This is a genomic window from Aliiroseovarius lamellibrachiae (assembly GCF_018599245.1).
Classification (GTDB): Bacteria; Pseudomonadota; Alphaproteobacteria; order Rhodobacterales; family Rhodobacteraceae; genus Aliiroseovarius; species Aliiroseovarius lamellibrachiae.
The window spans coordinates 124,881-146,511 of the sequence record NZ_JAHEVJ010000001.1; the positions used below are offsets into that span (position 1 = coordinate 124,881).

The window sequence follows — 21,631 nt, forward strand, 5'->3', positions numbered from 1 at the left end:
GGTTAGATTTCAATCGCCTCTAACACGTCTGGCTCCACCACATCCACGCCCGGCAACCCATCGCGCAGCACCTCGGCGCTTTGTTCCAGCACGGGGAAGGTGCGATAATGACAGGGGATCACGGTCTTGAAGTTGAAATACCGTTTGGCCGCATAAGCCGCCCGCGCCATGTCCATGGTGAAATGTCCACCCGCACAGAGGATGCCAATGTCGGGCTGATGCACATCGCCCATCCAATCCATATCCGCCATAATGTCGGTGTCGCCGGACAGGTAAATCACATGGCCTTCGCCTGCGATCATAAACCCAACCTCACCGCCCGCATACATTGGGCCGTTTGCCCCGGCGATGGACGAGCTGTGCGCGGCGTTGACCATTGTCACTTTTGCTGCGCCCAAAGACACCGTGCCGCCCTTGTTAAAGCCCGCGGTGGCGATCTCATGTTTGGTTTCCCAATAGCTCATCAGGTCGTAAATCCCGATGCAGGGGATGTCCAATTCACGGCAAACCTCAACCGCGTCGCCCGCGTGATCGCCATGCCCGTGGGTCAACAGCACATGGGTGGCACCCGCGATGGCCTCGGCCCGTTTGTGTTCAGGAAACATCGGATTGCCCGTCAGCCACGGATCCACCAGCAAGATCACATCCTCAATTTCCACCCGAAACCCGGAATGCCCCAGCCAAATGATCTTCATTTTCGCCTCCCTTTGGTTGTCACCGAACCAGAGTATCAGTGAAACCCGCCATGTCACCCCGCGAAACGCCCCCGTCCCCCGGCGAAATGCCCAGAGGTGCTTGCCCCTTGGCCCCCCAAGGGCTAAACGGGTCGGCAAATATTCCGGCGATCCATCGCACAATCCGCATACATCCAATGGGAGCATCCCCCATGTCGATCGACATCGAAACCGCGCGCAAGGTTGCGCATCTGGCCCGCATCAAAGTCGAAGACGACCGTCTTCCGGCGCTGGCCGAAAATTTCAACGCCATCCTCGGCTTTATTGAGCAACTCAATGAAGTGGATGTTGAGGGTGTTGAACCGATGACATCCGTATCGCCCCAGCGGCTTTTCCGTCGCGAAGATGTGGTCACGGATGGCAATATGCCGGAAAAAATCCTGTCCAATGCACCTGATGCGCGCGAAGGGTTTTTCGCCGTGCCAAAAGTTGTCGAATAAGGGGTGGTTGAACAATGACTGAACTGAACAAACTGACCATCGCAGATGCCCGCGACGCCATGCGCAAGGGCGATTTGACCTCGGCTGAGCTGACAGATGCGTGTCTTTCGGAAATCGAAGGCGCCGGTGCGCTGGGCGCATTTGTGCACAACACACCCGATCTGGCCCGCCAGCAGGCCGCAGCAGCAGATGTGCGTATCAAAGCAGGTGACGCGCCTGACATGTGCGGCATTCCGTTGGGCATCAAAGACCTCTTTTGCACCAAAGGTGTGCCATCCCAAGCGGCGTCAAAGATCCTTGAGGGGTTCACGCCGGAATACGAATCGACCGTGTCGCAGAACCTTTTGGACAATGGCACTGTGATGCTCGGCAAGCTGAACATGGATGAATTTGCCATGGGCTCGTCAAATGAAACATCCTGTTATGGCAATGCGGTGAACCCGTGGCGGCGCGGCAATGAAGACACGGCGCTGACACCGGGCGGCTCGTCCGGCGGATCGGCCTCTGCCGTGGCCGCTGACCTGTGCCTTGGCGCGACCGGCACCGACACCGGCGGATCCATTCGCCAACCGGCTGCTTTCACCGGCATCACCGGCATCAAACCCACCTATGGGCGCTGTTCGCGTTGGGGTGTGGTGGCCTTTGCAAGCTCGCTTGACCAGGCCGGCCCAATGACCAAATCGGTGCGCGATGCGGCGATTATGCTTGAGGCAATGTGCGGCTTTGACGCCAAAGACAGCACCTCGGCCAATCTTGCTGTGCCAAACTTTGAGGCGATGCTGACCGGCGACATCAAGGGCAAGAAAATCGGTATTCCCAAGGAATATCATATGGATGGCATCCCGGCAGAGATCGAAGCGCTTTGGACCAAAGGGACAGAGATGTTGCGCGATGCGGGGGCGGAGATTGTGGATATCTCGCTGCCACACACCAAATACGCGCTGCCAGCTTACTACGTGATTGCACCGGCTGAAGCATCAAGCAACCTTGCCCGCTACGACGGTGTGAAATACGGGCACCGCGCCAAATTGGAAGCGGGTGACGGCATTGACGAGATGTACGCCAAGACCCGCGCCGAAGGCTTTGGCGACGAGGTGCAAACCCGCGTGATGGTCGGTACATATGTACTGTCCGCCGGCTTTTACGACGCCTATTACAACCGCGCCCGCCGCGTGCGTGCGTTGATCAAGAAAGACTTTGACGACGTGTTCGCCGCGGGCGTTGACGCGATCCTGACGCCTGCGACGCCCTCTGCGGCCTTTGGGCTGGGGGAAATGGCGGATGCGGACCCGGTGAAAATGTACCTTAATGACGTCTTCACCGTGACGGTGAACTTGGCTGGCTTGCCCGGCATTTCGATCCCTGCGGGTCAGGATGCCAACGGCTTACCGCTGGGGCTTCAGCTCATTGGGCGTCCGTGGGAAGAGGGCGATCTGCTGAATATCGCCCATGAGGTCGAGGCCCGCGCGGGCTTTGTGGCGAAACCCACCAAATGGTGGTAATCCTCATCTGAACAAGACAAAGAGACGGGGCGGAATATGCGTAGATTTGTTGGTTTGATTGCAATTGCGGGCCTTTCGGCCTGTGTCGACACCTCGCTGCCGGACAGTGCGGCCCATCTGCCGACGAAACCGGTGGATCAATCCGCGCCCCTCTCTGCAATGATCGAAGGAAGCGCCGTCAGCGCGCAACCTTTGGACGCCCCCGCGACACCAATTGCCACCGCATCTGGTGGGGTTGGGATTTCTGATGAGCAGGATTTTCAGGCGGTGTCGTCCCGCGAGACAATTGAAAGTGATGCTGCCCGAATCGCCGCAAATAAGGCGCAATATCAACAGGTTGAGCCGACCGCTTTGCCCTCTCGTCCGGGCGGCGCGCACACATCCATCGTGAGCTATGCATTGAACACCAGCAATGTTGTTGGGCAGTCGCAATACAAACGCATAGGGCTTGGCGGCCAAAAACGGTTTGATCGAAATTGCCTGCGCTATGGCTCGCCCGATCTGGCGCAGCAGGCGTTTTTGAACGCCGGCGGGCCGAAGCGTGACAAATATGGCATTGACCCGGATGGGGATGGCTTTGCCTGTGCCTGGAACCCAGCGCCGTTTCGCAATGCGCGTGTCGTTGCTGCCCCGCCGCCTGCGGCAGATGGCGTGACCGCAGCGGATCTTCAGGCGATTGGCATCACCGGTGCTGCACCCGCGACGGATCCGCTTCCGGGTGACGCGTTGAACATCTCGACCGAGTAATATGACGGCATCTGACGTCATTGCCCATCCGTCGCCCAATTTTGGGCCACGGCGGGATGGCCTTTTGCCCTCATTGATTGTGATCCATTACACTGCCATGGCGGATGCGCCCTCGGCGCTCGCGCGGCTCTGTTCTGAGGAATTCGAAGTCTCTGCCCATTATCTGATCTGCAAAAAAGGACAGGTGTATCAGATGGTTGAGGAAAGTGCGCGCGCGTGGCATGCGGGCGCCGGGATGTGGCGCGGGATGGCGGATATCAACTCGCGCTCGATCGGGATTGAGCTTGATAACGACGGGCAAACCCCGTTTTCAGAACCACAAATGACCGCGCTTGAGACGCTGTTGCCGGGCATTATGACCCGCTGGAATATCGCCCCCGAAGGCCTGATTGGCCACAGCGATATGGCCCCGACCCGCAAGGCCGATCCGGGCCGCAAGTTTGATTGGGCGCGGTTGGCGCTTCAGGGTTTGGCGATCTGGCCCGAGGGCACAAAGACGGCTGACCAGACGGAGTTTGCCACGCTGGCCACCCGATTTGGCTATGACATGACCCAGGGCGAGGGGGCGGTGCTGGACGCCCTGCGTCAACGCTTTGCGCCGTGGCGCGATGGCCCGGTCCAAGATGCCGACATGGCGACCCTTGCGGATCTCGCCGCGCGCTTTCCAGTTGAACCCCCACAGAACATCACCTAAGTCATGCGAACGCGGATGGCTGGATGGCCGCGGGTTACTGGGCGAGCATGCTTGCCTATGACGCGAGGAAAGTCCGGACTCCATAAGGCAACGGTGCCGGGTAACGCCCGGCTGGGGAAACCCAAGGGACAGCGCCACAGAGAAGAGACAGCCCCCGCATGTCAGGGGCAATGGTGAAACGGTGGGGTTAAAGCCCACCGCGCGTTTGGCAACAAATGCGGCACGGCAAGCCCCACCGGGAGCAATGCCAAATAGGAATCGCTAGGAACGCAAGTTCCGGGGCTGCCTTGGCCCCTGCAGATTCGGGTTGGCAGCTTGAGGTGTCTGGTAACAGGCATCCTAGAGGAATGGTCATCGAGGGTGGTAACACCCAGACAAAATCCGGCTTATAGGCCGTCCGCGTTATTCTTTTTGATTCTTTTATGCCGTGATTTGTCGCGAAAAGGGCGCTGCCCCTCGCACTTCGTGCTCACCCCGAGATATTTTTGGCAAGAAAAAGAGGGGTGGTGGTGAAAACACGGGCTTTGCGGTTGACTCGGCAGGCAGGACCGCTACAAGGCGGGTTCAAGATTGACCCGGGCCATGTTGTGCCCGATGAGGAGCTAGCAACATGGCGAAACCGACCACAATTAAAATCCGCCTGAACTCGACCGCGGATACCGGCCACTTCTACGTGACCAAGAAAAACGCACGCACCATGACCGAGAAAATGGTTGTGCGTAAGTATGACCCGGTTGTGCGCAAGCACGTCGAATATAAAGAAGGCAAGATCAAGTAAGATCTGCTGACTTTGCGAAAAAAGGCCGTCCCATTTGGGGCGGCTTTTTTTGTTTCGGCGTGGCGGGGCCACGATCAATTGTGCAGGATTTGCTGTGCGATGCGCTGACCCATCAGGTAATAGGTGTTGGGGCCGGGGTGAAAGCCATCAGAAGCCATCATTTCAGGCGACAGGGGCACATCAAAGGGCATGTAATCGACATTCAGCTCTTGCGCTTGTTGATACAGCGCGCGGTCATATCGGTGGGCCTGAAGGCTGAGCACCCAGCGCAGCGGGTTGGGCAGCAGTGGGAATTTTTCAATTGGCGGAATGCCGGTTGCGATCACGCGTTTGACGCCCCATTCGTGGCGCAGATGCGCGTAAAGGGCGGCGCGCAGGCGCAACAGACGCTCTAGCGGGATCTGGCTGGTGATGTCATTCACCCCCAACACCACAAGGGCCACATCCATTTGTGATGGGGTTTGTGCGCGTAGCAAAGGGCAGGCAGAGCGTGTTGTTGCCCCGGTTTTGGCAATTAACCGCCATTCGACACGGTGTGAAGACGCGAGTGCCCCCACCAGCTGGCCGGAGAGGGCTTCGGACTGGCGTTTGGCCCCAACACCTGCCGCAGAGCTGTCACCGACGATAAGCAGGCGCAGGGTGGAGCCATTGCCCGACAGGCCCGACCGGTGGCCAATCGGTTCGGGCAATTCGGTGGCTGTTTTACGTGCGCGCAACGCCTGTGCCGTCAAAAGCGGCATCAGTAAGAGTTTTGCGAGCATTTCAAGAAGCATAGACACGGACCCACATCAGCATAAAAAAAGGCCGGTCGCAATGACCGGCCTTTTGAATTTTTTGTGTCCGTTCAGATCACTCGCGGTTGCCAAGGAACTGAAGCAGGAACATGAACAGGTTGATGAAATCGAGATAGAGGTTCAACGCCCCCATGATGGCCGATTTCGCCAGCCATTCGCTGTCCATAGCATGTGCATGCGCGATGTAATCGTTCTTGATCTTCTGCGTGTCATAGGCGGTGAGGCCGGCAAAAATCAGCACACCCAGCACAGAGATCGCAAAATGGATCATCGAGGACCCGATGAAGATATTCACAATCGACGCAATGATAATGCCGATCAGACCCATGATCAGGAAGGTGCCCAAAGGCCCCAGATCACGCTTGGTGGTGTAGCCATAAAGGCTAAGGCCCGCAAAAGCGATTGCGGTGATCAGGAAGGTCTGCACAATTGAGACGCCGGTGAACACCAGGAAGATCGAGCTGATCGACAGGCCCATCAGAACCGCAAAAGCGTAGAAAAACAGCTGTGCACCAGAGGCGGACAGGCGGCCGATCGCAGCGCCAAAGGCAAAAACCATCGCTAATGGCGCAAACATCACAACCCATTTCAGCGGCGAGGCGTAAAGCGCTTGCCCCAGGCCGGTCAGATATTGACCTTCGCGGATCATTGCGGTGGCGCCCGATGGGTCAGATGTGACCGCAAGGCCAGCAATCGCCCAGCTTGCCAAGGCGGTGATCAAAAGACCGACCGACATGGTGCCATATACTTTATTCATATGGGCGCGAAGACCCTCGTCAATCGCGGCGCGTGTGCCAGCACCTGCGCGGATCGTGTCAAATTGAGCCATATTCAGCCTCCTGCAAACCTGTTGCGGCGGCTTTCATGAAAAAGCCGCCCTTTGCACATATATTGGCAAGGACGGCTGGTTATTCAAGGGTTATACGCGGGATTTTGCGCTGTGCGCTCAGCACACCCAATGAGATGGAACATCCCAAATCGGTTTGGTGGCTTCTTGCTGGGCTTGGGCGTGGCTCAGGCCGATATCGTCAAGCTGTGCATCACTCAGGGCGCTCAGGGCCTTGCGTTCACGGCGGATGTCCAGCGCGTTCACGATCCAGTTGAGCGGCGAGAAGCTCATTTTGTGGGTCGGTGTATTGGTACAAATTACTGCAGTCATCTTCTCTCTCCTTTCTTGAAGCGGATCATTTGACCCGCTAGCATCACAATTCTTGATCTTTATGCAGGAATGCGATCAATAAAAAAAATGAATGTTTTTGAGCTGATTCATCACGGAGGGTGATATGCCAAGAAATTTGGACATGACAGCAATGCGCAGCTTTGCCACTGTCGCGGATGCGGGCGGGGTGACACGGGCCGCCGGTCTTTTGAACCTCACCCAATCGGCCGTGTCGATGCAACTGAAGCGGCTGGAGGAAAGCCTTGGCCGATCCCTGCTTGATCGCTCCGGGCGTGGGGTCAGTCTGACAGCGGATGGCGAGCAATTGCTGGGCTATGCGCGCCGGATGCTGCATCTGAATGACGAAGTGTTCTCGCGGCTGACCGATCATGCCTATGAGGGGGAGATCGTGGTGGGGGTGCCTGCCGATGTCGTGTATCCGGCGATCCCCAAGATCTTAAAAGCCTTCCATGCGGAATATCCGCGGATGAAGGTCCAGCTGATCTCGTCCTATACAAGCCGGTTGAAATCGATGTTCAAGCGCGGCGAATGCGACATCATCCTAACCACCGAGGATTCGGTGGATGGCGACGGCGAAACCCTGACACGTTTGCCCCTGGTCTGGGTCGGTGCGCCGGGCGGACAAGCCTATAAGGTGCGCCCCCTGCGGTTGGCCTTTGAACATGGCTGTATTTTCCGCGCCGGGGTGCAACAGGCCTTGGACGCGGCCAATATCCCGTGGGAAATGGCGGTTGAAAGTGATTCGACCCGCACAATCGAGGCCTCCCTGTCGGCCGACCTCGCCGTCCATGCGGTGATCGATGGCACCACCTCGAGCCAGCTTGAAGTGGTGGACCATGGCGGTAGCTTGCCAGAGCTGAAAACAACCAGCGTGAATCTTTATGTTGCCAAAAGCGTGTCTGATCAGGCGTCCAACGACCTGCTGACCATGATTCGCACCGCCTATGTGGATTTGTAACGGCGCGCGTCTTAGCCCATCGTCACCACAACCTTGCCGGTGGATTTCCGACTGCGCAAAAGATCAAGCGCATCCAGCGCCTGATCCAGCGGCAGGGTGTGGCTGACATGGGGTTTCAGCTTTCCGGCCGCATACCAAGCAAACAATTGACGCATGCTGTCGGTGACCACTTCGGGGCGGAAATTTAAATATGCCCCCCAATAAAGCCCAATCACCGAGATGTTTTTGACCAGCATATGGTTGGGTTTGATTTGTGGCAGCTTGCCGCTGGCGAAGCCAATCAGCAATGCCCGCGCGTCTGGATTGCAGGCGCGAAAGGCCGCCTCAAACTGATCGCCCCCCACGGCGTCATAGACAACATCCGCCCCGCCCAGCGATTTTACAACCTCTCGTATATCTTGCGTTTCGCTGTCGATCACATGGTCGGCGCCGGCCTCTTTGCAAATTGCCAATTTTTCCGCGCCGCGCGCACAGGCAATCACCGTGGCGCCCATCAGTTTGCCGATCTCAACCGCCGTCAGGCCAACCCCCCCGGCGGCCCCCAGAACCAACAGGGTTTCCCCGGGTTGCAGGCGGGCTTTATAGTCCAGCGCGACATGGCTGGTGCCATAAGCGATTTGAAAGGCGGCGGCGTCGATAAAATCCATGTTGTCCGGCAAAGGAACACAGCGATTGGCCGCAAAGACACCGTAATCCGCCAGCCCGTTTTGGCCTGAAAACACGGCGATCCGATCCCCCGGCCTCAGCGATTCGACATCGGCACCAAGCGCCTCAATCCGCCCCGCAGGCTCCATCCCCAAAACCGTCGGCAATGCCGGGCGTTCTTGATATTTTCCCTGTGACATCAAAAGGTCAGCGAAATTCAGCCCGCAGGCCGCAATGTTAACTAACACCTCTCCCGATTGTGGCGTTGGTCTGTCAATCTGTGCCAACTTGGGTGTGCCGGAATGATCGGTGATCTGAACTGCGCGCATAATGCCCCCTATTTTCGAGAGATATTACCGGGATTGGCGCTGTGGTGCGAGGGGGATCGGCGGATCTCTGCCAAATTTGATCACATTTGAGCGTACAACCGCAGGCACGTAAGATTCGCAAAATGCAAAACACGCTTAGATTGCATTCCACAATGGGCATTTATCGCAGAAAAATCCGGTACTTGATGCCGTATTCCTAAGAAAACATAGACAGTCACAACGCCGTGAGTTGTTCTCACTACCCAAAAAGACAGGTTGTGGTTGTGGCGTCGGCCGTGGTTTGTGGGGATCACGCAATCTTAGTAACGAGGAGCACGCTGATGAAACATCCCGTGGATGTACACGTCGGGAAGCGTATCCGCCATCGTCGTTGGATGGTTGGTATGACCCAACAACAGCTGGCTGAAAAAGTTGGTATCAAGTTTCAGCAAATTCAAAAATACGAAACCGGTATGAATCGGGTTTCAGCATCGCGCCTTTGGGACATCTCGTCCGCATTGTCCGTGCCGATCGGGTTCTACTTCGAAGGTTTGGAACATTCGAATTCGGACCAGAACGAACAGAACCTGCCCAGTGACATCCTTGCAGATAAGGAAGCATTGGAACTGGTGCGCAGCTATTACTCAATTCCCGAGAACCAGCGCCGTCGTCTGTTTGAACTTGCCCGCGTCCTTTCTGACGCTGCATGATCTTGACGCCGCTTGTCTGGCCTCTTATCGCGAAGGCACCTTAGCATTTCGCGGAAAGAGCCGGATATGAGCACGCTTGATAAAACGACCGAAGATGAGCTTAAGCGTGTCGCAGAAGCCTTGGCCGATGCGGCGCGACAGGCCATTTTACCCTATTTCCGCACCGACGATCTTGATGCGGACAATAAACTAAAAGCCGGATTTGATCCGGTGACAGAAGGGGACCGCGCGGCAGAAAAAGCCATGCGGTCCCTTCTGGCCAAATGGCGCCCGGATGACGGGATATTTGGCGAAGAATTCGGCCAGTCCGAAGGCACCTCTGGGCTGACTTGGGTGCTTGATCCCATCGACGGCACGCGGGCGTTTATTTCAGGCGCACCAACATGGGGCGTGTTGATTGCCGTTGGTGGCCCCGACGGACCCACGCTTGGCATCATCGACCAACCCTATATTAAAGAACGCTTTTTTGGCGGCTTTGGCGCGGCTTGGGTGGATGGCCCAATGGGGCGCCGCCCCTTGAAAACCCATGCGCCGCGACCTTTGTCAGAGGCGACAATCATGACCACCTTTCCAGAAGTGGGCAGCGAAGCCGAAGGCCGCGCCTTTCATGACCTCGCCGCAAAAACCCGCCTGACGCGGTACGGAATGGATTGTTACGGCTATGCTTTGGTGGCCTCGGGACAGGTCGATTTGGTGGTCGAAGCGGGCCTGCAAGCGTACGATATCCAAGGTCCAATGGCCGTGGTTCAGGCCGCAGGCGGGGTCGTGACCGATTGGCAGGGCGGCCCGGCGCACAACGGCGGACGGGTGGTTGCCGCCGCCAACGCCCAGATCCACCAAGCCGCCCTCGAGGTCCTGTCCAAAGCGTAACCCCTTGCGATCTGCGCTGAAGATGTGGCAATCTCTCACGGCGCGAGTCCTTTGCCCTTTCTGTCGCGCCTTTTCGTTGTCTCCGAAATGGGCTGCAGGAGGCACCGCATGTTAAAAACCCATCTCGACCCCTCATTTCTCATTCGCAATGCGCAGGTGGCGCTGACCATGAATGATGCCGAAGAAGAGCTGCAAGGCGTTGATATTCGGCTGGAAAATGGCGTGATTGCCGAAATTGGAACTGGCTTGGAAACGGGCCGCTCCGAACTGGTGCTTGCGGATCAGGCGGTGGTGACCCCCGGCCTCGTGAACACCCACCACCACCTTTACCAAACCCTCACCCGCGCGGTGCCCGGTGGGCAGGATGCGCTGTTGTTTGGCTGGCTGAAAACGCTCTATCCGATTTGGTCGCGGTTTGGCCCCGAAGAAATGCGCGTCTCGGCGATGGTTGGATTGGCCGAACTTGCGCTGTCGGGCTGCACGCTCAGCTCAGACCACCTGTATCTCTATCCCAACGGCGCGCGTCTTGAGGACACAATTGACGGCGCGAAAGAGGTCGGGCTGCGTTTTCATCCCACACGCGGGGCGATGTCAATTGGCGAAAGCGGCGGTGGGTTGCCGCCAGATCTACTGGTACAAAACGAACCTGCCATTTTAGAAGATTGCATCCGTGTGATTGATGCCTTCCATGACCCCAGCGAAGGGTCGATGTGCCGGGTTGGCGTCGCCCCCTGTTCGCCCTTTTCCGTGACCCGCGATCTAATGCGGGATGCCGCCCTTTTGGCGCGTGATAAGGGCGTGATGATGCACACACATCTGGCGGAAAATGATGAGGACATTGCCTATTCTCAGGCGCAGTTTGGCTGTCGCCCCGGTGAATACGCCGAAGAACTGGGATGGGTTGGTGATGACGTCTGGCACGCCCATTGCGTAAAACTGGACAGCCGTGAAATCAACCTGTTTTCAAATACTTCAACGGGTGTGGCCCATTGCCCTTGTTCAAACTGTCGCCTTGGGTCGGGCATCGCACCTGTGCGTCAAATGCGGGACGCCGGGGTGAAGGTTGGGCTTGGCGTGGACGGATCGGCCTCTAACGATCAGGGCAATCTGATGGATGAGGCGCGCCAGGCGATGTTGTTGCAGCGTGTTGCGCATGGCGCGGACAAAATGTCGGCCCGTGAGGCGTTAAAGATTGCCACGCGCGGCGGGGCTGAGGTGCTGGGTCGGTCTGATCTGGGCCAGCTCGCGGTTGGCAAGCGCGCGGATATTGCAATCTGGGACATTTCGACCATTGAAAGTGCTGGGTCCTGGGATCCTGCAGCACTAGTTTTGGCCGGGCCGCGCCGGGTGCGGGATCTGTTTGTCGAAGGGCGTCAGATTGTGCGTGACGGACAGGTGACAACGGTGGATATGGGCGCGCTTGTGGCCCATCAAAACCGGCTGGCGCTGGGATTGATGGGCTAAAGTCGGGGCTTTAAAACAGCTTTTTGCCGCCCGCCCACACCGATGTAATCGCCCGGTCGTCGCCCATCATGATGGTGGGAAACAGCGCCTGCCACAGATCTTCTGCGCGCGCGGATCGCTGGGCAATCGCGGGGGTCGAGGACAGGTCAATCACCGCAATATCCGCGTCATAGCCCGGCGCCAAGGTTCCGATGGTGTCGCCCAGATGCAGCGCATTTGCCGATCCTGCGGTGGCGAGCCACCAAAGCTGTGCGGGATGTAATGCGGTGCCGGACAGTTGACCAACTTCGTAAGCGGCGGCCATGGTGCGCAGCATCGAAAAGCTCGACCCGCCGCCGGTGTCTGTGGCCAGACCAATGCGGTGGCCCACCTCCATCAACCCGGCCATGTCAAACAGGCCAGAGCCGATGAACATATTTGAGGTGGGGCAGTGGATCAGGCTTGCGTCCATGTCTTTAATCTTATCGCGTTCCCGTTCGGTCAGATGGATTGCATGGCCAAACAGCGCGCCTTTTCCGGCCAAGCCAAAGCGTTCATAAACATCCAGATAATCGCGGCTTTCGGGGAACAGATCCTGCACCCAAGCGATCTCTTCATGCTGTTCAGAGATGTGGGTTTGCATCAACACCTCGGGGTGTTCACGCCACAGGGCGCCAAGGGCCTCTAGCTGTTCAGGGGTGGATGTCGGGGCGAAACGCGGTGTGATCACATAAGAGATCCGGTCCACGCCGTGCCATTTTTCCAACAGGCGTTTGCTGTCGTCATAGGCGGAAGTTGCGGTGTCGATCAATGTGTCGGGTGCGTTGCGATCCATGCAGGTTTTGCCGCCCAAAACACGCAGCCCCCGCGCTTGGGCCGCCCCAAAATAGGCGTCCACGCTTGCGGGGTGAATGGTACAATAGCTGACCGTAGTGGTGGTGCCCGCCGCCGTCACAAGGTCAAAATAGCTGTTTGCGATCTGATCGGCATAAGCCGGATCAACAAAGCGGCTTTCTTCGGGAAACGTATAGGAATTCAACCAATCAATCAGCCGTTTGCCCCAGGATGCGATCATCGCGGTTTGCGGGTAATGTACATGGGCGTCGACAAAGCCCGGTGAAATCAACGCCTTGCCATAATCCGTCACCTCTGCGTCGGGATAAGCGGCGCGAATGTCTTGGGCCGCGCCAACGGCGATGATCGTGCCGCCGTCAATGGCCACGGCCCCCGTGCTGTGATGGGTGGCGGCCTCGGCCGGGGCGGATTTAAACGGATCCGATGTAAAGGACAGGGTCTGACCCAACAGGATGTGCATGACGCTCTCATTGTTAACAATTTCCAAGGGGTAGACTACGCGCGGAAAATTAACGCTGCAATCACTTTGTCCGGTTCACTTGGCGGCAGGCTTGTCCTATGGTCGCGTTGAACCAACAGGAGGGCCGCGCCATGCTGGATGACCAAGAACACGACGACGCGCTGCCCGAAGACGGCGATTACGAGCTGGATCGCGATACATTTCGCCCGATCAAAGCCGCGCTTGAGGCCGAAGATCCCGTTGCCTTGGCTGAGCTTCTCGATCCAATGCACCCGGCCGATATCGCCGACCTTATGGAACAGTTGCACGACGACGAGCGGACCATGTTGGTGCAGCTGTATGGGCGTGAATTCGATGGCGACATCCTGTCCGAACTGGCCGAAGGGCTGCGCGAAGATGTCGTGGATGCGATGGCGCCAGAGGTTCTGGCCGAAGCGGTGCGCGAGCTGGAAACGGATGACGTTGTTGACCTGATCGAAGACCTTGATCAGCCGCAGACCGAAGCCGTTTTGGACGCGCTCGATGATGACGATCGGGTCGTGGTTGAACAATCGCTGACCTATCCCGAAGAATCCGCGGGCCGGTTGATGCAGCGCGAACTTGTGGTGGCGCCCGAGCATTGGAATGTCGGGCAAACCATTGATTTTCTGCGCAATCAAGACGACCTGCCCGAACAGTTTTACCATGTAATTCTGGTCGACCCGCGCATGCGCCCGATTGGCTATGTCACCCTTGGCCGGCTGATGGGCAGCCCGCGCGAACTGGCGATGACCGCGATTGTCGAAGAAAGCTTTCGCACCATTCCCGTGCTTCAGGACGAGGCCGAGGTGGCCTATGCGTTCAACCAATATCACCTGATTTCCGCCCCTGTTGTGGATGCGAGCGATCGGTTGGTGGGGGTGATCACCATTGATGATGCGATGGTCATTCTGGATGAGGAACACGAAGAAGACATTCTGCGTCTGGCCGGTGTCGGCGAAAGCAACCTGTCGGACCGGGTGGTGGATACCACCAAACGCCGTTTTCCGTGGCTTGCGGTCAACCTTGTGACCTCGATCCTTGCGTCTTTGGTGATTGCGCAATTTGATGCGGTGATCACCCAATTTGTCGCCCTTGCGGTGCTGATGCCCATCGTGGCGTCGATGGGGGGCAATGCGGGCACGCAAAGCCTGACCGTGGCGGTGCGCGCGCTGGCGACAAAGGATTTGACCTCGGCCAACGTCTGGCGGGTGATCCGCCGCGAGGCGGCCGTGGGATTGATCAATGGGGTGATATTTGCCGGGGTTATGGGGGTGATTGGCATCCTCTGGTTTGGCACGCCGATCCTGGGTGTCGTCATTGGTGTGGCGATGGTCGTGAACCTTGTGGTCGCGGGTTTGGCCGGGATTATAATCCCCGTAACGCTGGAGCGGTTGGACGTTGACCCCGCGCTGGCATCCGGCGCATTTGTGACCACGGTCACGGATGTGGTCGGGTTTTTTGCATTCCTTGGATTGGCGGCGGTGATGCTCTTATGACGGATCTGACATTTCAAAAAGCACAGGCGCGCAAGGCGGCTTTTGCCCGGCGCAAAGAGGCGCATTCCGAGGTGCGGTCCGCCCTTGGTGTGGCGCATTTGCTGGGTGTTTTGACCGAGCATAAATCGGTGCCAATGGCGGGCTATATGCCGATCCGAACCGAGATTAATCCGCTGCCTGCTATGGCGGCGATGGCGGCGTGGTCGACGATTGGTGTGCCATATATTGAGGCCGCCGGTCAGCCGCTGAAATTTGCCAAGTGGCGCCCTGATAGCCAGTTGGTTGATGGACCGTTCGGTGCGCAAGTCCCTGCGGAATTAGAGTTTTTCGAGCCAGAAGTGCTGGTGGTGCCTTTGGTCAGCTTTGACCGAAACGGCGGGCGATTGGGCTATGGCGGTGGGTTTTACGACCGCACGCTGGAACGGCTGCGCGCCAAACGCCCGACGCTGGCGATTGGCTATGCGTATGGTGCGCAAGAGGCTGAGGGGTTGCCATTGGAACCCACAGACCAGCCGCTTGACATGATCGTGACGGATGAGGGCGTGATCCGGTTCTAACGGAGCGTGTCCTTGATTTTGTGCCTTCGGCGAAGGTATTTTAAGCAAGAAAAAGATCTGCGTTCGGCGTCCTCGGCGCCCCTTGCTCTTTTATGGCAATCGTCCTAGGGCTATGGGCATGAAAATACTCTTTCTTGGCGATGTAATGGGGCGGGCCGGACGGCGCGCGGTGACGGAGCGGCTTGCGAAATTGCGCGAGGCGTGGAAGTTGGATTTTGTGGTTGTGAACGGCGAGAATGCCACCTCGGGGCACGGGCTTTCAGGCTCGCATGCAAAGGGGTTGTTTGACGCGGGCGCGGATGTGGTCACCTTGGGCGATCACGCGTTTGATCAAAAAGACATGCTGACCTTTTGCGAGCAGGACAAGCGCATTATTCGTCCGCTGAATTTTGCCAAAGGCGCGCCGGGCACGGGGGCACAGGTGTTCACCGACGGGCGCGGGCGCAAGATTTTGGTGGCACAGGTTCTGGGGCAGGTCTTTATGAAGCGCGCCTTTGATGATCCGTTCTCGGCCGTCGATACGGTATTGCGCAAATACCCCCTTGGCGGTGCGGTTCAGGCGGCGCTGATTGATGTGCATTGCGAGGCGACATCTGAGAAGATGGCGATGGGTCATTGGTGCGACGGGCGGGCCTCGGTCGTGGTCGGCACCCACACGCATGTGCCCACGGGGGATGCGCAGATCTTGCAAAAAGGTACGGCGTTTCAATCGGATGCGGGTATGTGCGGGGATTATAACTCGGTCATTGGCATGCACAAAGAAGAGCCGATGCGCCGCTTTATCACGGGCATGGTCAAGGGCCGGTTTGAGCCTGCAAATGGCGATGCCACCCTGTCGGGCCTTTATGTGGAAACCGACGATCGCACGGGGCTTGCCACCAAGGTTCAGATGGTGCGTGAAGGTGGTCGCTTGATGCAATCCACCCCCTTAGACGGCCTATGACCCAGATCCGCCTGCTCGGCCTTTTGGTGCTGATGGGCGCCGGTTGGGGGCTGAGCGGCGTGATCGCCAAACCTATTGTCGACGCAGGGTACCGCCCGTTTGGGATTATCCTCTGGCAGATGGTGATCGGCGCAATTGTCCCTGGAACACTGACCTATGCGCGCGGCAAACCGCTGCGCTTTGCGCCGCGACACATTGCGCTTTACCTCTTTATTGCGCTCACCGGGACGCTGCTGCCGAATGTCGCCAGTTACACCGCGCTTTTGCATCTGCCTGCGGGGATTATGTCGATCATTATCGCATCGGTGTCGATGTTCGCCTTTCCCATCGCGCTGCTTCTTGGCAACGAGAGGTTCGAGGGCAAGCGGGTCTTGGGCCTTTTGGCGGGGCTGATTGGCGTGGTGATCCTTGCTGGACCACAGGCGCACTTGCCGGCTGGGGCTTGGGTGTGGATCGCCGTCGCGCTGATTGCGCCGTTTCTTTATGGGGTCGAGGGCAATGTCGTCGCGAAATGGGGCACGGCGGGGTTGGACCCGATCCAAACCCTCGCGGGTGCGTCGCTGATCGGTGCATGCTTGGCTATAGGCATGACGCTTGCCACAGACGCCTGGATTGATCCGTTCACCGCGTGGGATTTGCCCAAGGTTTTGATCATCGCAAACTCCACCCTGCATGCCTGTGTCTATTCCGCATATGTCTGGCTGGTCGGGCGCGCAGGCGCCACATTTGCCGCCCAAGTCAGCTATCTGGTGACCGGGTTTGGCGTGCTTTGGGCGATGATCTTGCTGGGGGAAAGCTATGGCGGCTGGGTCTGGGTTGCGCTTGGCGTCATGTTCATCGGGCTGTTCTTGGTACAGCCACACGATTCCGCAGAAAACACCGCATCCGAGGCCGCATAAGGCCCTTGCGCCCCATTTGCACGCTTGCCCCGCGCGCTCGCAATTGGCAAAACTACTGAAAAGACAGGTGGTAAGATTATATGATGGGCGTTTTTGAGTTGAGCCAGACCGCGCAGGCGGCGGTGTCCCTTTTGGTTGTTGTTGGCATGTTTTCGCTGTTTGTCCGCGAAACGTTTCCGACCGAAGTGGTGGCGATTGCGGGGGTGGCGGTGATGTTGGTCACTGGGATCTTGCCGTATGACAAAGCGCTGGCGGTGCTGTCCAACCCGGCGCCCTGGACCATCGCGGGAATGTTCATTGTGATGGGCGCCTTGGTGCGCACAGGCGCGCTTCAATGGTTCACCCAAATTGCCGAACGACAAGCTGAGACAAACCCGATGCTGGCGCTGGCGTCTTTGATGGGGTTTGTGGTGGTGTCTTCTGCCTTTGTGTCCAATACCCCGGTGGTTGTTGTGATGATTCCGGTCTTTGTGCAATTGGCCAAAAAGATCGGGAAGTCGGCATCTAAGTTATTGATACCATTGTCTTATGGTGCAATTCTTGGCGGCACGCTCACCCTGATCGGTACCTCAACCAACCTGCTGGTCGATGGGGTGGCCCGCGCCAATGGGCTTGAGCCGTTTTCGATCTTTGAGGTGACCCCTCTGGGGATCATTCTGGTCGCTTGGGGCATGGTGTATCTTTACTTCATTGCGCCCAATATCCTGCCCGATCGTACGTCAATGGCGTCCCTTCTGGGGGGGGATAAATCGCGCAAAAAGTTCTTTACAGAGGCGGTGATCCCGCCCGACAGCAACCTCATCGGTCGCGAAGTTACGGGCGTGCAACTCTTTAAACGCGAAGGTGTGCGTCTGGTGGATGTGGTGCGGGGCGATCTGTCGCTGCGCCGTGATTTGACCGGAGTGACATTGCAGGTCGGTGACCGGGTGGTGTTGCGCACCGCGATGACCGAACTGTTGTCTTTGCAACGCAACAAAAGCCTGAAACGCGTGGATCAGGTGTCGGCGGTGGAAACCACCACGGTCGAAGTGTTGATCACGCCGGGCTGTAAAATGGTCGGCAAAGCGCTGGGCAAAATGCGTCTGCGTCGCCGGTTTGGGGTCTATCCCTTGGCCGTTCACCGCAAGAACCAAAACATTGGCCGCCAGTTGGACGACCTGGTGGTGAAAGTTGGTGATACCCTGCTGCTTGAAGGCGCGCCCGAAGACCTCAGCCGCCTTGCGCAAGAGATGGAGCTGATCGATGTCTCGCACCCCTCTGAACGCGAATTCCGCCGGGGTCACGCCCCCGTAGCTGTCGCGGGCCTGTTCGGCCTTGTGGTTCTCGCGGGCCTTGGCGTTGCGCCGATTTTCCTGCTCGCGGTGCTGGCTGTGGCGCTGGTTTTGGTCACGCGTTGTATTGATGCGGACGAGGCTTTCGGCGCGGTGGATGGGCGACTTCTCGTCTTGATCTTTTCCATGCTGGGGATAGGGGCGGCATTGGAGCATTCGGGCGCGGTGGCGATGATTGCAAATGCTCTCGCCCCAGTGATGGGAAAACTGCCGCCGTTTCTGATCATCTGGGCAATTTACCTGCTGACCTCCGTGCTGACCGAACTGGTGTCCAACAACGCGGTGGCGGTGGTTGTGACACCCATTGCGATTGGCTTGGCGCAAGCGTTGGGCCTTGATCCGCGCCCGCTGGTGGTTGCGGTGATGGTGGCCGCATCGGCCAGTTTTGCGACCCCGATCGGCTATCAGACCAACACGCTGGTGTACGGCCCGGGGGGCTATAAATTCTCAGACTTCCTGCGGGTCGGCATTCCGCTCAATATCTCTATCGGGATTTTGGCATCCGCCATCATTCCGTTCATCTGGCCGTTATAAAGGTCATTATTAAGAAGGGGCGCTGCCCCTCGCGCGGTGCGCTCACCCTGGGATATTTTTAGAAAGAGGAAGGCAGGCGCGCTTTTCCTCTTTCCCTAAAGCGTTTCGAGAAAAACCAGAATCACCGGTTTTGGGCGAAACGCTTTAAATATCCCCGCCGGAGGCAAGAAAACTGGAGATGTTTCAAAGCGGCCAAAAGACCAGAATGGCGGGGATGGACACGGCGACAACCAGCAGTTCGAGCGGCAGTCCCATGCGCCAGTAATCGCCAAATTTGTATCCGCCCGGCCCCAGGATCAACGTGTTGTTCTTGTGGCCAATCGGGGTGAGGAACGCACAGCTCGCCGCCACGGCAACCGCCATCAGAAAAGGGTCAGGGTTCTTACCCAAAGCCTGCGCCATCTGGATGCCCACGGGGGCGGCGACAATGGTGGTGGCGGTGTTGTTCAAGACATCTGACAAGGTCATGGTCACGATCATCAACACGGTCAGAACCGCCCAAGCGGGCATGCCTTCGGTCAAGGTCACCAAGGTCCCCGCGATCAATTCGGTGCCGCCCGAGGTTTCAAGGGCGGCCCCCAGCGGGATCATTGACCCCAAGAGCACCACAACCGGCCATTCGATATGGGTGTACATCTCGGACAGGGGGATGATTTTGGTCAGCACATAGCCGATCACCACAAGGCCCAAAGCCACGGGCAAATAGATCAGGCCAAAGCTGGCGGCGGCCACGGCACCCGCGAACATTGAGATCGCCAACCAGACCTTTTCATCTTGCGTGACGGTCAACCCACGTTCGGCCAGCGGCAGACAACCGAGCCATTCGGCCACGTCCGCTTCTTTGCCTGCAGGGACCAGAAGCAGAAGAATGTCACCGGGGCGGACCTCGGTTTTGCGCACTTGCTGGGTGACGCGTTTCCCCGCGCGCGAGATGCCCATCAGCACCGTATTCCGCCGCCAATTCAGCCCAATCGCCTGAGCGGTCTTGCCGGAGATGCGGGAATTATCCGGCACCACGACTTCGATTTTTGACAGGCCTGCGCCCTCTGCGGTCAGGTTGTCCTGACGTTTCTCTTCGGCAAAAGCCAGTGACAGGGCGGCGCGAAACTCGTCCAAAGCTTCGGGTCGGGCCTCAAGCACCAATGTGTCGCCTGCGACCAGTTTGGTGTTGCGCTGGGTGCCGTAACGGCGTGCCCCATTGCGGATTAAGCCTAGGATCGCCACGTCGTTTTTCTCGGCCGTTTCCACGAGGTCTTTCAGGCGTTTGCCGATGTGTTTGCTATCCTCTGGTACGGTCAGTTCGGCGACATAAAGCCCGGCGTCTTCCATCACGCTCGCGCCGTCTTTTCCAGCCTCGGGTTGCGGGATCAGGCGCCAGCCGATGAGCGCCACAAAGATCAGGCCCGCCAGCGCCGTGACCCCGCCCACGGGGGCAAAGTCGAACATATGAAACGGCTCGCCCAAGGCGTCACCACGGATCGAGGCGATGATGATATTGGGCGGTGTGCCGATCAGCGTGACCATGCCGCCAAGGATGGTCGCAAAGGACAGCGGCATCAGCGACAGCCCCGGTGCGCGCCCCGCTTTGCGTGCGGTTTGCATGTCCACTGGCATCAAAAGGGCCAGCGCCGCGACGTTGTTCATAAACGCCGATAGAATGCCGCCAATGGCCCCCATCAGGGCGATATGTGCGCCCAAGGATCGCGACGCATCAACCAATGTGCGGGTGATCAGAAAAACCGCGCCAGATCGCACCAAACCGGCTGACACCACCAGCACCAGCGCCACCACCAAAGTGGCCGGGTGGCCAAAGCCGGAAAACGCGTCCTTGGTGGGCACAACCCCCAACACGACGCCCAGCATCAGCGCGGAAAACGCAACAAGGTCATAGCGGTATTTGCCCCAAAGCAGCATGGCAAAGACGGCACCGAAAAGCGAAAAGAGAATGATTTGATCTGTGGTCATGTCACAGGGATAGCGCGCCGGACGGGGTGTGGAAACCGCCAGTTTGCGAAAACCTGCGGGGAATTTGCGTGACCGCGCGCCCCTTTAGCCGGTGATCACAGGAAAAAGCGACGCGATCAGCAAGAGCGCCATCGTTACATTAAAGACGCGAAGCCGGGTGGGGTTGGTCAGGATCACGCGGATTTTCTGACCTAAAATGGTCCAAGTGGAGACCGACGGCAGGTTCACCAGCCCAAAGATCAGCGCGACAACCAACACCGCCTGCATCGACCTGCCCGGCGCATAAACCGAGATCGCCGTCAGCGCCATCGCCCAGGCTTTTGGGTTCACCCACTGAAAGGCCGCAGCTTGCAGAAAGCTCATTGGGGTGGCGCCAGAAGACCCGGTTCCCGGCTCGCCCGCGCGGGCAATTTTCCACGCAAGCCACGTCAGATACATCACCGACACGACCTTAAGTGCCGTGTAACTCACGGGAAATGCGTCGAAAATCTGCATCAACCCGGCGCCGACCAGCACAATCATAAACGTAAACCCCAGCCCAATGCCCAACATATGCGGCACCGAACGGCGAAAGCCAAAATTCGCACCAGAGGCCATGAGCATCAGGTTGTTCGGCCCCGGCGTGATCGAGGAGACAAAGGCAAAGGCCACAAAAGCGGTGAACAGGTCGTGTGGCATCAGGGTCGGCATGGGCGTGTCCAAGAGTTGTGTGAAATCAGCATTAGCTCGGTTATTCTTGTGCAAAATCCACGCTGCGCGGTTGCAAA

22 protein-coding genes and 1 other RNA gene are annotated in these 21,631 nt (G+C 58.1%); 15 read left to right on the forward strand and 8 right to left on the reverse strand.

The features are described 5' to 3' along the window. Positions 1 to 2: 2 nt before the first annotated feature. A complete protein-coding gene (locus tag KKW20_RS00705) occupies positions 3 to 695 on the reverse strand; it encodes a metal-dependent hydrolase (protein WP_214565246.1) in 693 nt (230 codons plus the stop codon). Positions 696 to 886: 191 nt separating this feature from the next. Here KKW20_RS00705 and gatC point away from each other — a divergent pair, with 191 nt between their 5' ends. The 6 genes from gatC (at position 887) to rpmG (ending at position 4,895) form a co-directional block, all read left to right on the forward strand. Continuing rightward, on the forward strand, positions 887 to 1,174 hold the full coding sequence (gene gatC, locus KKW20_RS00710; protein WP_214565248.1) for an Asp-tRNA(Asn)/Glu-tRNA(Gln) amidotransferase subunit GatC: 288 nt from the start codon (positions 887 to 889) through the stop codon (positions 1,172 to 1,174). A gap of 14 nt (positions 1,175 to 1,188) precedes the next feature. After that, a complete protein-coding gene (gene gatA / locus KKW20_RS00715) occupies positions 1,189 to 2,676 on the forward strand; it encodes an Asp-tRNA(Asn)/Glu-tRNA(Gln) amidotransferase subunit GatA (protein ID WP_214565250.1) in 1,488 nt (495 codons plus the stop codon). A 36-nt stretch (positions 2,677 to 2,712) separates the two neighbouring features. Beyond that, the gene (locus tag KKW20_RS00720) at positions 2,713 to 3,423 is read left to right on the forward strand and encodes a hypothetical protein (RefSeq protein WP_214565252.1); all 711 of its coding nucleotides are present in this window, start codon (positions 2,713 to 2,715) and stop codon (positions 3,421 to 3,423) included. 1 nt (position 3,424) lies between these two features. Further along, positions 3,425 to 4,117: an N-acetylmuramoyl-L-alanine amidase gene (locus tag KKW20_RS00725; protein WP_214565255.1), complete on the forward strand. Its 693-nt coding sequence runs from the start codon at positions 3,425 to 3,427 to the stop codon at positions 4,115 to 4,117. Positions 4,118 to 4,128: 11 nt separating this feature from the next. Then, an RNA gene (gene rnpB, locus KKW20_RS00730) (RNase P RNA component class A) lies at positions 4,129 to 4,522 on the forward strand. A 205-nt stretch (positions 4,523 to 4,727) separates the two neighbouring features. Further along, positions 4,728 to 4,895, forward strand: a complete 168-nt coding sequence (gene rpmG / locus KKW20_RS00735) for a 50S ribosomal protein L33 (RefSeq protein ID WP_058261865.1) — start codon at positions 4,728 to 4,730, stop codon at positions 4,893 to 4,895. A 74-nt stretch (positions 4,896 to 4,969) separates the two neighbouring features. Here the strand turns inward: rpmG and KKW20_RS00740 are convergent, their stop codons facing one another. From KKW20_RS00740 to KKW20_RS00750, 3 genes are all read right to left on the reverse strand, one after another. Then, positions 4,970 to 5,668, reverse strand: a complete 699-nt coding sequence (locus tag KKW20_RS00740) for an SGNH/GDSL hydrolase family protein (RefSeq protein WP_246534412.1) — start codon at positions 5,666 to 5,668, stop codon at positions 4,970 to 4,972. Between the two features lie 76 nt (positions 5,669 to 5,744). Then, positions 5,745 to 6,518, reverse strand: a complete 774-nt coding sequence (locus KKW20_RS00745; protein WP_214565259.1) for a Bax inhibitor-1/YccA family protein — start codon at positions 6,516 to 6,518, stop codon at positions 5,745 to 5,747. A gap of 117 nt (positions 6,519 to 6,635) precedes the next feature. Beyond that, positions 6,636 to 6,848, reverse strand: a complete 213-nt coding sequence (locus KKW20_RS00750; RefSeq protein WP_246534373.1) for a DUF1127 domain-containing protein — start codon at positions 6,846 to 6,848, stop codon at positions 6,636 to 6,638. A 124-nt stretch (positions 6,849 to 6,972) separates the two neighbouring features. Here KKW20_RS00750 and KKW20_RS00755 point away from each other — a divergent pair, with 124 nt between their 5' ends. Next, positions 6,973 to 7,827 (forward strand): LysR family transcriptional regulator, encoded by an 855-nt coding sequence (locus tag KKW20_RS00755; protein WP_214565260.1) that lies wholly within the window; start codon positions 6,973 to 6,975, stop codon positions 7,825 to 7,827. Positions 7,828 to 7,838: 11 nt separating this feature from the next. On the opposite strand, the gene KKW20_RS00760 is transcribed toward KKW20_RS00755, so the two are convergent. Continuing rightward, the gene (locus tag KKW20_RS00760; RefSeq protein ID WP_214565261.1) at positions 7,839 to 8,801 is read right to left on the reverse strand and encodes an NADPH:quinone oxidoreductase family protein; all 963 of its coding nucleotides are present in this window, start codon (positions 8,799 to 8,801) and stop codon (positions 7,839 to 7,841) included. A gap of 320 nt (positions 8,802 to 9,121) precedes the next feature. Between KKW20_RS00760 and KKW20_RS00765 the strand changes: the two genes are divergently transcribed. From KKW20_RS00765 to KKW20_RS00775, 3 genes are all read left to right on the forward strand, one after another. Then, the gene (locus KKW20_RS00765; RefSeq protein WP_214565262.1) at positions 9,122 to 9,490 is read left to right on the forward strand and encodes a helix-turn-helix domain-containing protein; all 369 of its coding nucleotides are present in this window, start codon (positions 9,122 to 9,124) and stop codon (positions 9,488 to 9,490) included. 66 nt (positions 9,491 to 9,556) lie between these two features. Then, positions 9,557 to 10,360, forward strand: a complete 804-nt coding sequence (hisN, locus tag KKW20_RS00770) for a histidinol-phosphatase (protein ID WP_214565263.1) — start codon at positions 9,557 to 9,559, stop codon at positions 10,358 to 10,360. A gap of 108 nt (positions 10,361 to 10,468) precedes the next feature. Beyond that, positions 10,469 to 11,824, forward strand: a complete 1,356-nt coding sequence (locus KKW20_RS00775) for an 8-oxoguanine deaminase (protein ID WP_214565265.1) — start codon at positions 10,469 to 10,471, stop codon at positions 11,822 to 11,824. 10 nt (positions 11,825 to 11,834) lie between these two features. Here KKW20_RS00775 and guaD read toward each other — a convergent pair whose 3' ends face one another. Beyond that, positions 11,835 to 13,118 (reverse strand): guanine deaminase, encoded by a 1,284-nt coding sequence (gene guaD, locus KKW20_RS00780; protein ID WP_214565267.1) that lies wholly within the window; start codon positions 13,116 to 13,118, stop codon positions 11,835 to 11,837. Between the two features lie 131 nt (positions 13,119 to 13,249). Between guaD and mgtE the strand changes: the two genes are divergently transcribed. The 5 genes from mgtE (at position 13,250) to KKW20_RS00805 (ending at position 18,899) form a co-directional block, all read left to right on the forward strand. Continuing rightward, entirely contained in the window at positions 13,250 to 14,635 is a 1,386-nt protein-coding gene (gene mgtE / locus KKW20_RS00785; RefSeq protein WP_214565269.1) for a magnesium transporter, read from the forward strand. Next, a complete protein-coding gene (locus KKW20_RS00790) occupies positions 14,632 to 15,192 on the forward strand; it encodes a 5-formyltetrahydrofolate cyclo-ligase (protein ID WP_214565270.1) in 561 nt (186 codons plus the stop codon). Before mgtE ends, KKW20_RS00790 begins: the two co-directional genes overlap by 4 nt. A 118-nt stretch (positions 15,193 to 15,310) precedes the next feature. Continuing rightward, positions 15,311 to 16,135, forward strand: coding sequence for a TIGR00282 family metallophosphoesterase (locus KKW20_RS00795; RefSeq protein ID WP_214565271.1), 825 nt, complete (start codon positions 15,311 to 15,313; stop codon positions 16,133 to 16,135). Beyond that, a complete protein-coding gene (locus KKW20_RS00800; RefSeq protein ID WP_214565272.1) occupies positions 16,132 to 17,034 on the forward strand; it encodes a DMT family transporter in 903 nt (300 codons plus the stop codon). Before KKW20_RS00795 ends, KKW20_RS00800 begins: the two co-directional genes overlap by 4 nt. Positions 17,035 to 17,117: 83 nt before the next feature. Further along, positions 17,118 to 18,899 (forward strand): SLC13 family permease, encoded by a 1,782-nt coding sequence (locus KKW20_RS00805; protein WP_214566005.1) that lies wholly within the window; start codon positions 17,118 to 17,120, stop codon positions 18,897 to 18,899. A 183-nt stretch (positions 18,900 to 19,082) separates the two neighbouring features. On the opposite strand, the gene KKW20_RS00810 is transcribed toward KKW20_RS00805, so the two are convergent. Continuing rightward, positions 19,083 to 20,864, reverse strand: coding sequence for an SLC13 family permease (locus KKW20_RS00810; RefSeq protein ID WP_214565274.1), 1,782 nt, complete (start codon positions 20,862 to 20,864; stop codon positions 19,083 to 19,085). An 84-nt stretch (positions 20,865 to 20,948) separates the two neighbouring features. Beyond that, positions 20,949 to 21,554 (reverse strand): LysE family translocator, encoded by a 606-nt coding sequence (locus tag KKW20_RS00815; RefSeq protein WP_425514244.1) that lies wholly within the window; start codon positions 21,552 to 21,554, stop codon positions 20,949 to 20,951. Positions 21,555 to 21,631 lie beyond the last annotated feature (77 nt).

Coding starts and splice junctions, on each gene's coding strand:
- KKW20_RS00705 (WP_214565246.1), bottom strand. CDS start 695: ATGAAGATCATTTGGCTGGGGCATTCCGGGTTTCGGGTGGAAATTGAG.
- gatC (WP_214565248.1), top strand. CDS start 887: ATGTCGATCGACATCGAAACCGCGCGCAAGGTTGCGCATCTGGCCCGC.
- gatA (WP_214565250.1), top strand. CDS start 1,189: ATGACTGAACTGAACAAACTGACCATCGCAGATGCCCGCGACGCCATG.
- KKW20_RS00720 (WP_214565252.1), top strand. CDS start 2,713: ATGCGTAGATTTGTTGGTTTGATTGCAATTGCGGGCCTTTCGGCCTGT.
- KKW20_RS00725 (WP_214565255.1), top strand. CDS start 3,425: ATGACGGCATCTGACGTCATTGCCCATCCGTCGCCCAATTTTGGGCCA.
- rpmG (WP_058261865.1), top strand. CDS start 4,728: ATGGCGAAACCGACCACAATTAAAATCCGCCTGAACTCGACCGCGGAT.
- KKW20_RS00740 (WP_246534412.1), bottom strand. CDS start 5,668: ATGCTTCTTGAAATGCTCGCAAAACTCTTACTGATGCCGCTTTTGACG.
- KKW20_RS00745 (WP_214565259.1), bottom strand. CDS start 6,518: ATGGCTCAATTTGACACGATCCGCGCAGGTGCTGGCACACGCGCCGCG.
- KKW20_RS00750 (WP_246534373.1), bottom strand. CDS start 6,848: ATGACTGCAGTAATTTGTACCAATACACCGACCCACAAAATGAGCTTC.
- KKW20_RS00755 (WP_214565260.1), top strand. CDS start 6,973: ATGCCAAGAAATTTGGACATGACAGCAATGCGCAGCTTTGCCACTGTC.
- KKW20_RS00760 (WP_214565261.1), bottom strand. CDS start 8,801: ATGCGCGCAGTTCAGATCACCGATCATTCCGGCACACCCAAGTTGGCA.
- KKW20_RS00765 (WP_214565262.1), top strand. CDS start 9,122: ATGAAACATCCCGTGGATGTACACGTCGGGAAGCGTATCCGCCATCGT.
- hisN (WP_214565263.1), top strand. CDS start 9,557: ATGAGCACGCTTGATAAAACGACCGAAGATGAGCTTAAGCGTGTCGCA.
- KKW20_RS00775 (WP_214565265.1), top strand. CDS start 10,469: ATGTTAAAAACCCATCTCGACCCCTCATTTCTCATTCGCAATGCGCAG.
- guaD (WP_214565267.1), bottom strand. CDS start 13,118: ATGCACATCCTGTTGGGTCAGACCCTGTCCTTTACATCGGATCCGTTT.
- mgtE (WP_214565269.1), top strand. CDS start 13,250: ATGCTGGATGACCAAGAACACGACGACGCGCTGCCCGAAGACGGCGAT.
- KKW20_RS00790 (WP_214565270.1), top strand. CDS start 14,632: ATGACGGATCTGACATTTCAAAAAGCACAGGCGCGCAAGGCGGCTTTT.
- KKW20_RS00795 (WP_214565271.1), top strand. CDS start 15,311: ATGAAAATACTCTTTCTTGGCGATGTAATGGGGCGGGCCGGACGGCGC.
- KKW20_RS00800 (WP_214565272.1), top strand. CDS start 16,132: ATGACCCAGATCCGCCTGCTCGGCCTTTTGGTGCTGATGGGCGCCGGT.
- KKW20_RS00805 (WP_214566005.1), top strand. CDS start 17,118: ATGGGCGTTTTTGAGTTGAGCCAGACCGCGCAGGCGGCGGTGTCCCTT.
- KKW20_RS00810 (WP_214565274.1), bottom strand. CDS start 20,864: ATGACCACAGATCAAATCATTCTCTTTTCGCTTTTCGGTGCCGTCTTT.
- KKW20_RS00815 (WP_425514244.1), bottom strand. CDS start 21,554: ATGCCGACCCTGATGCCACACGACCTGTTCACCGCTTTTGTGGCCTTT.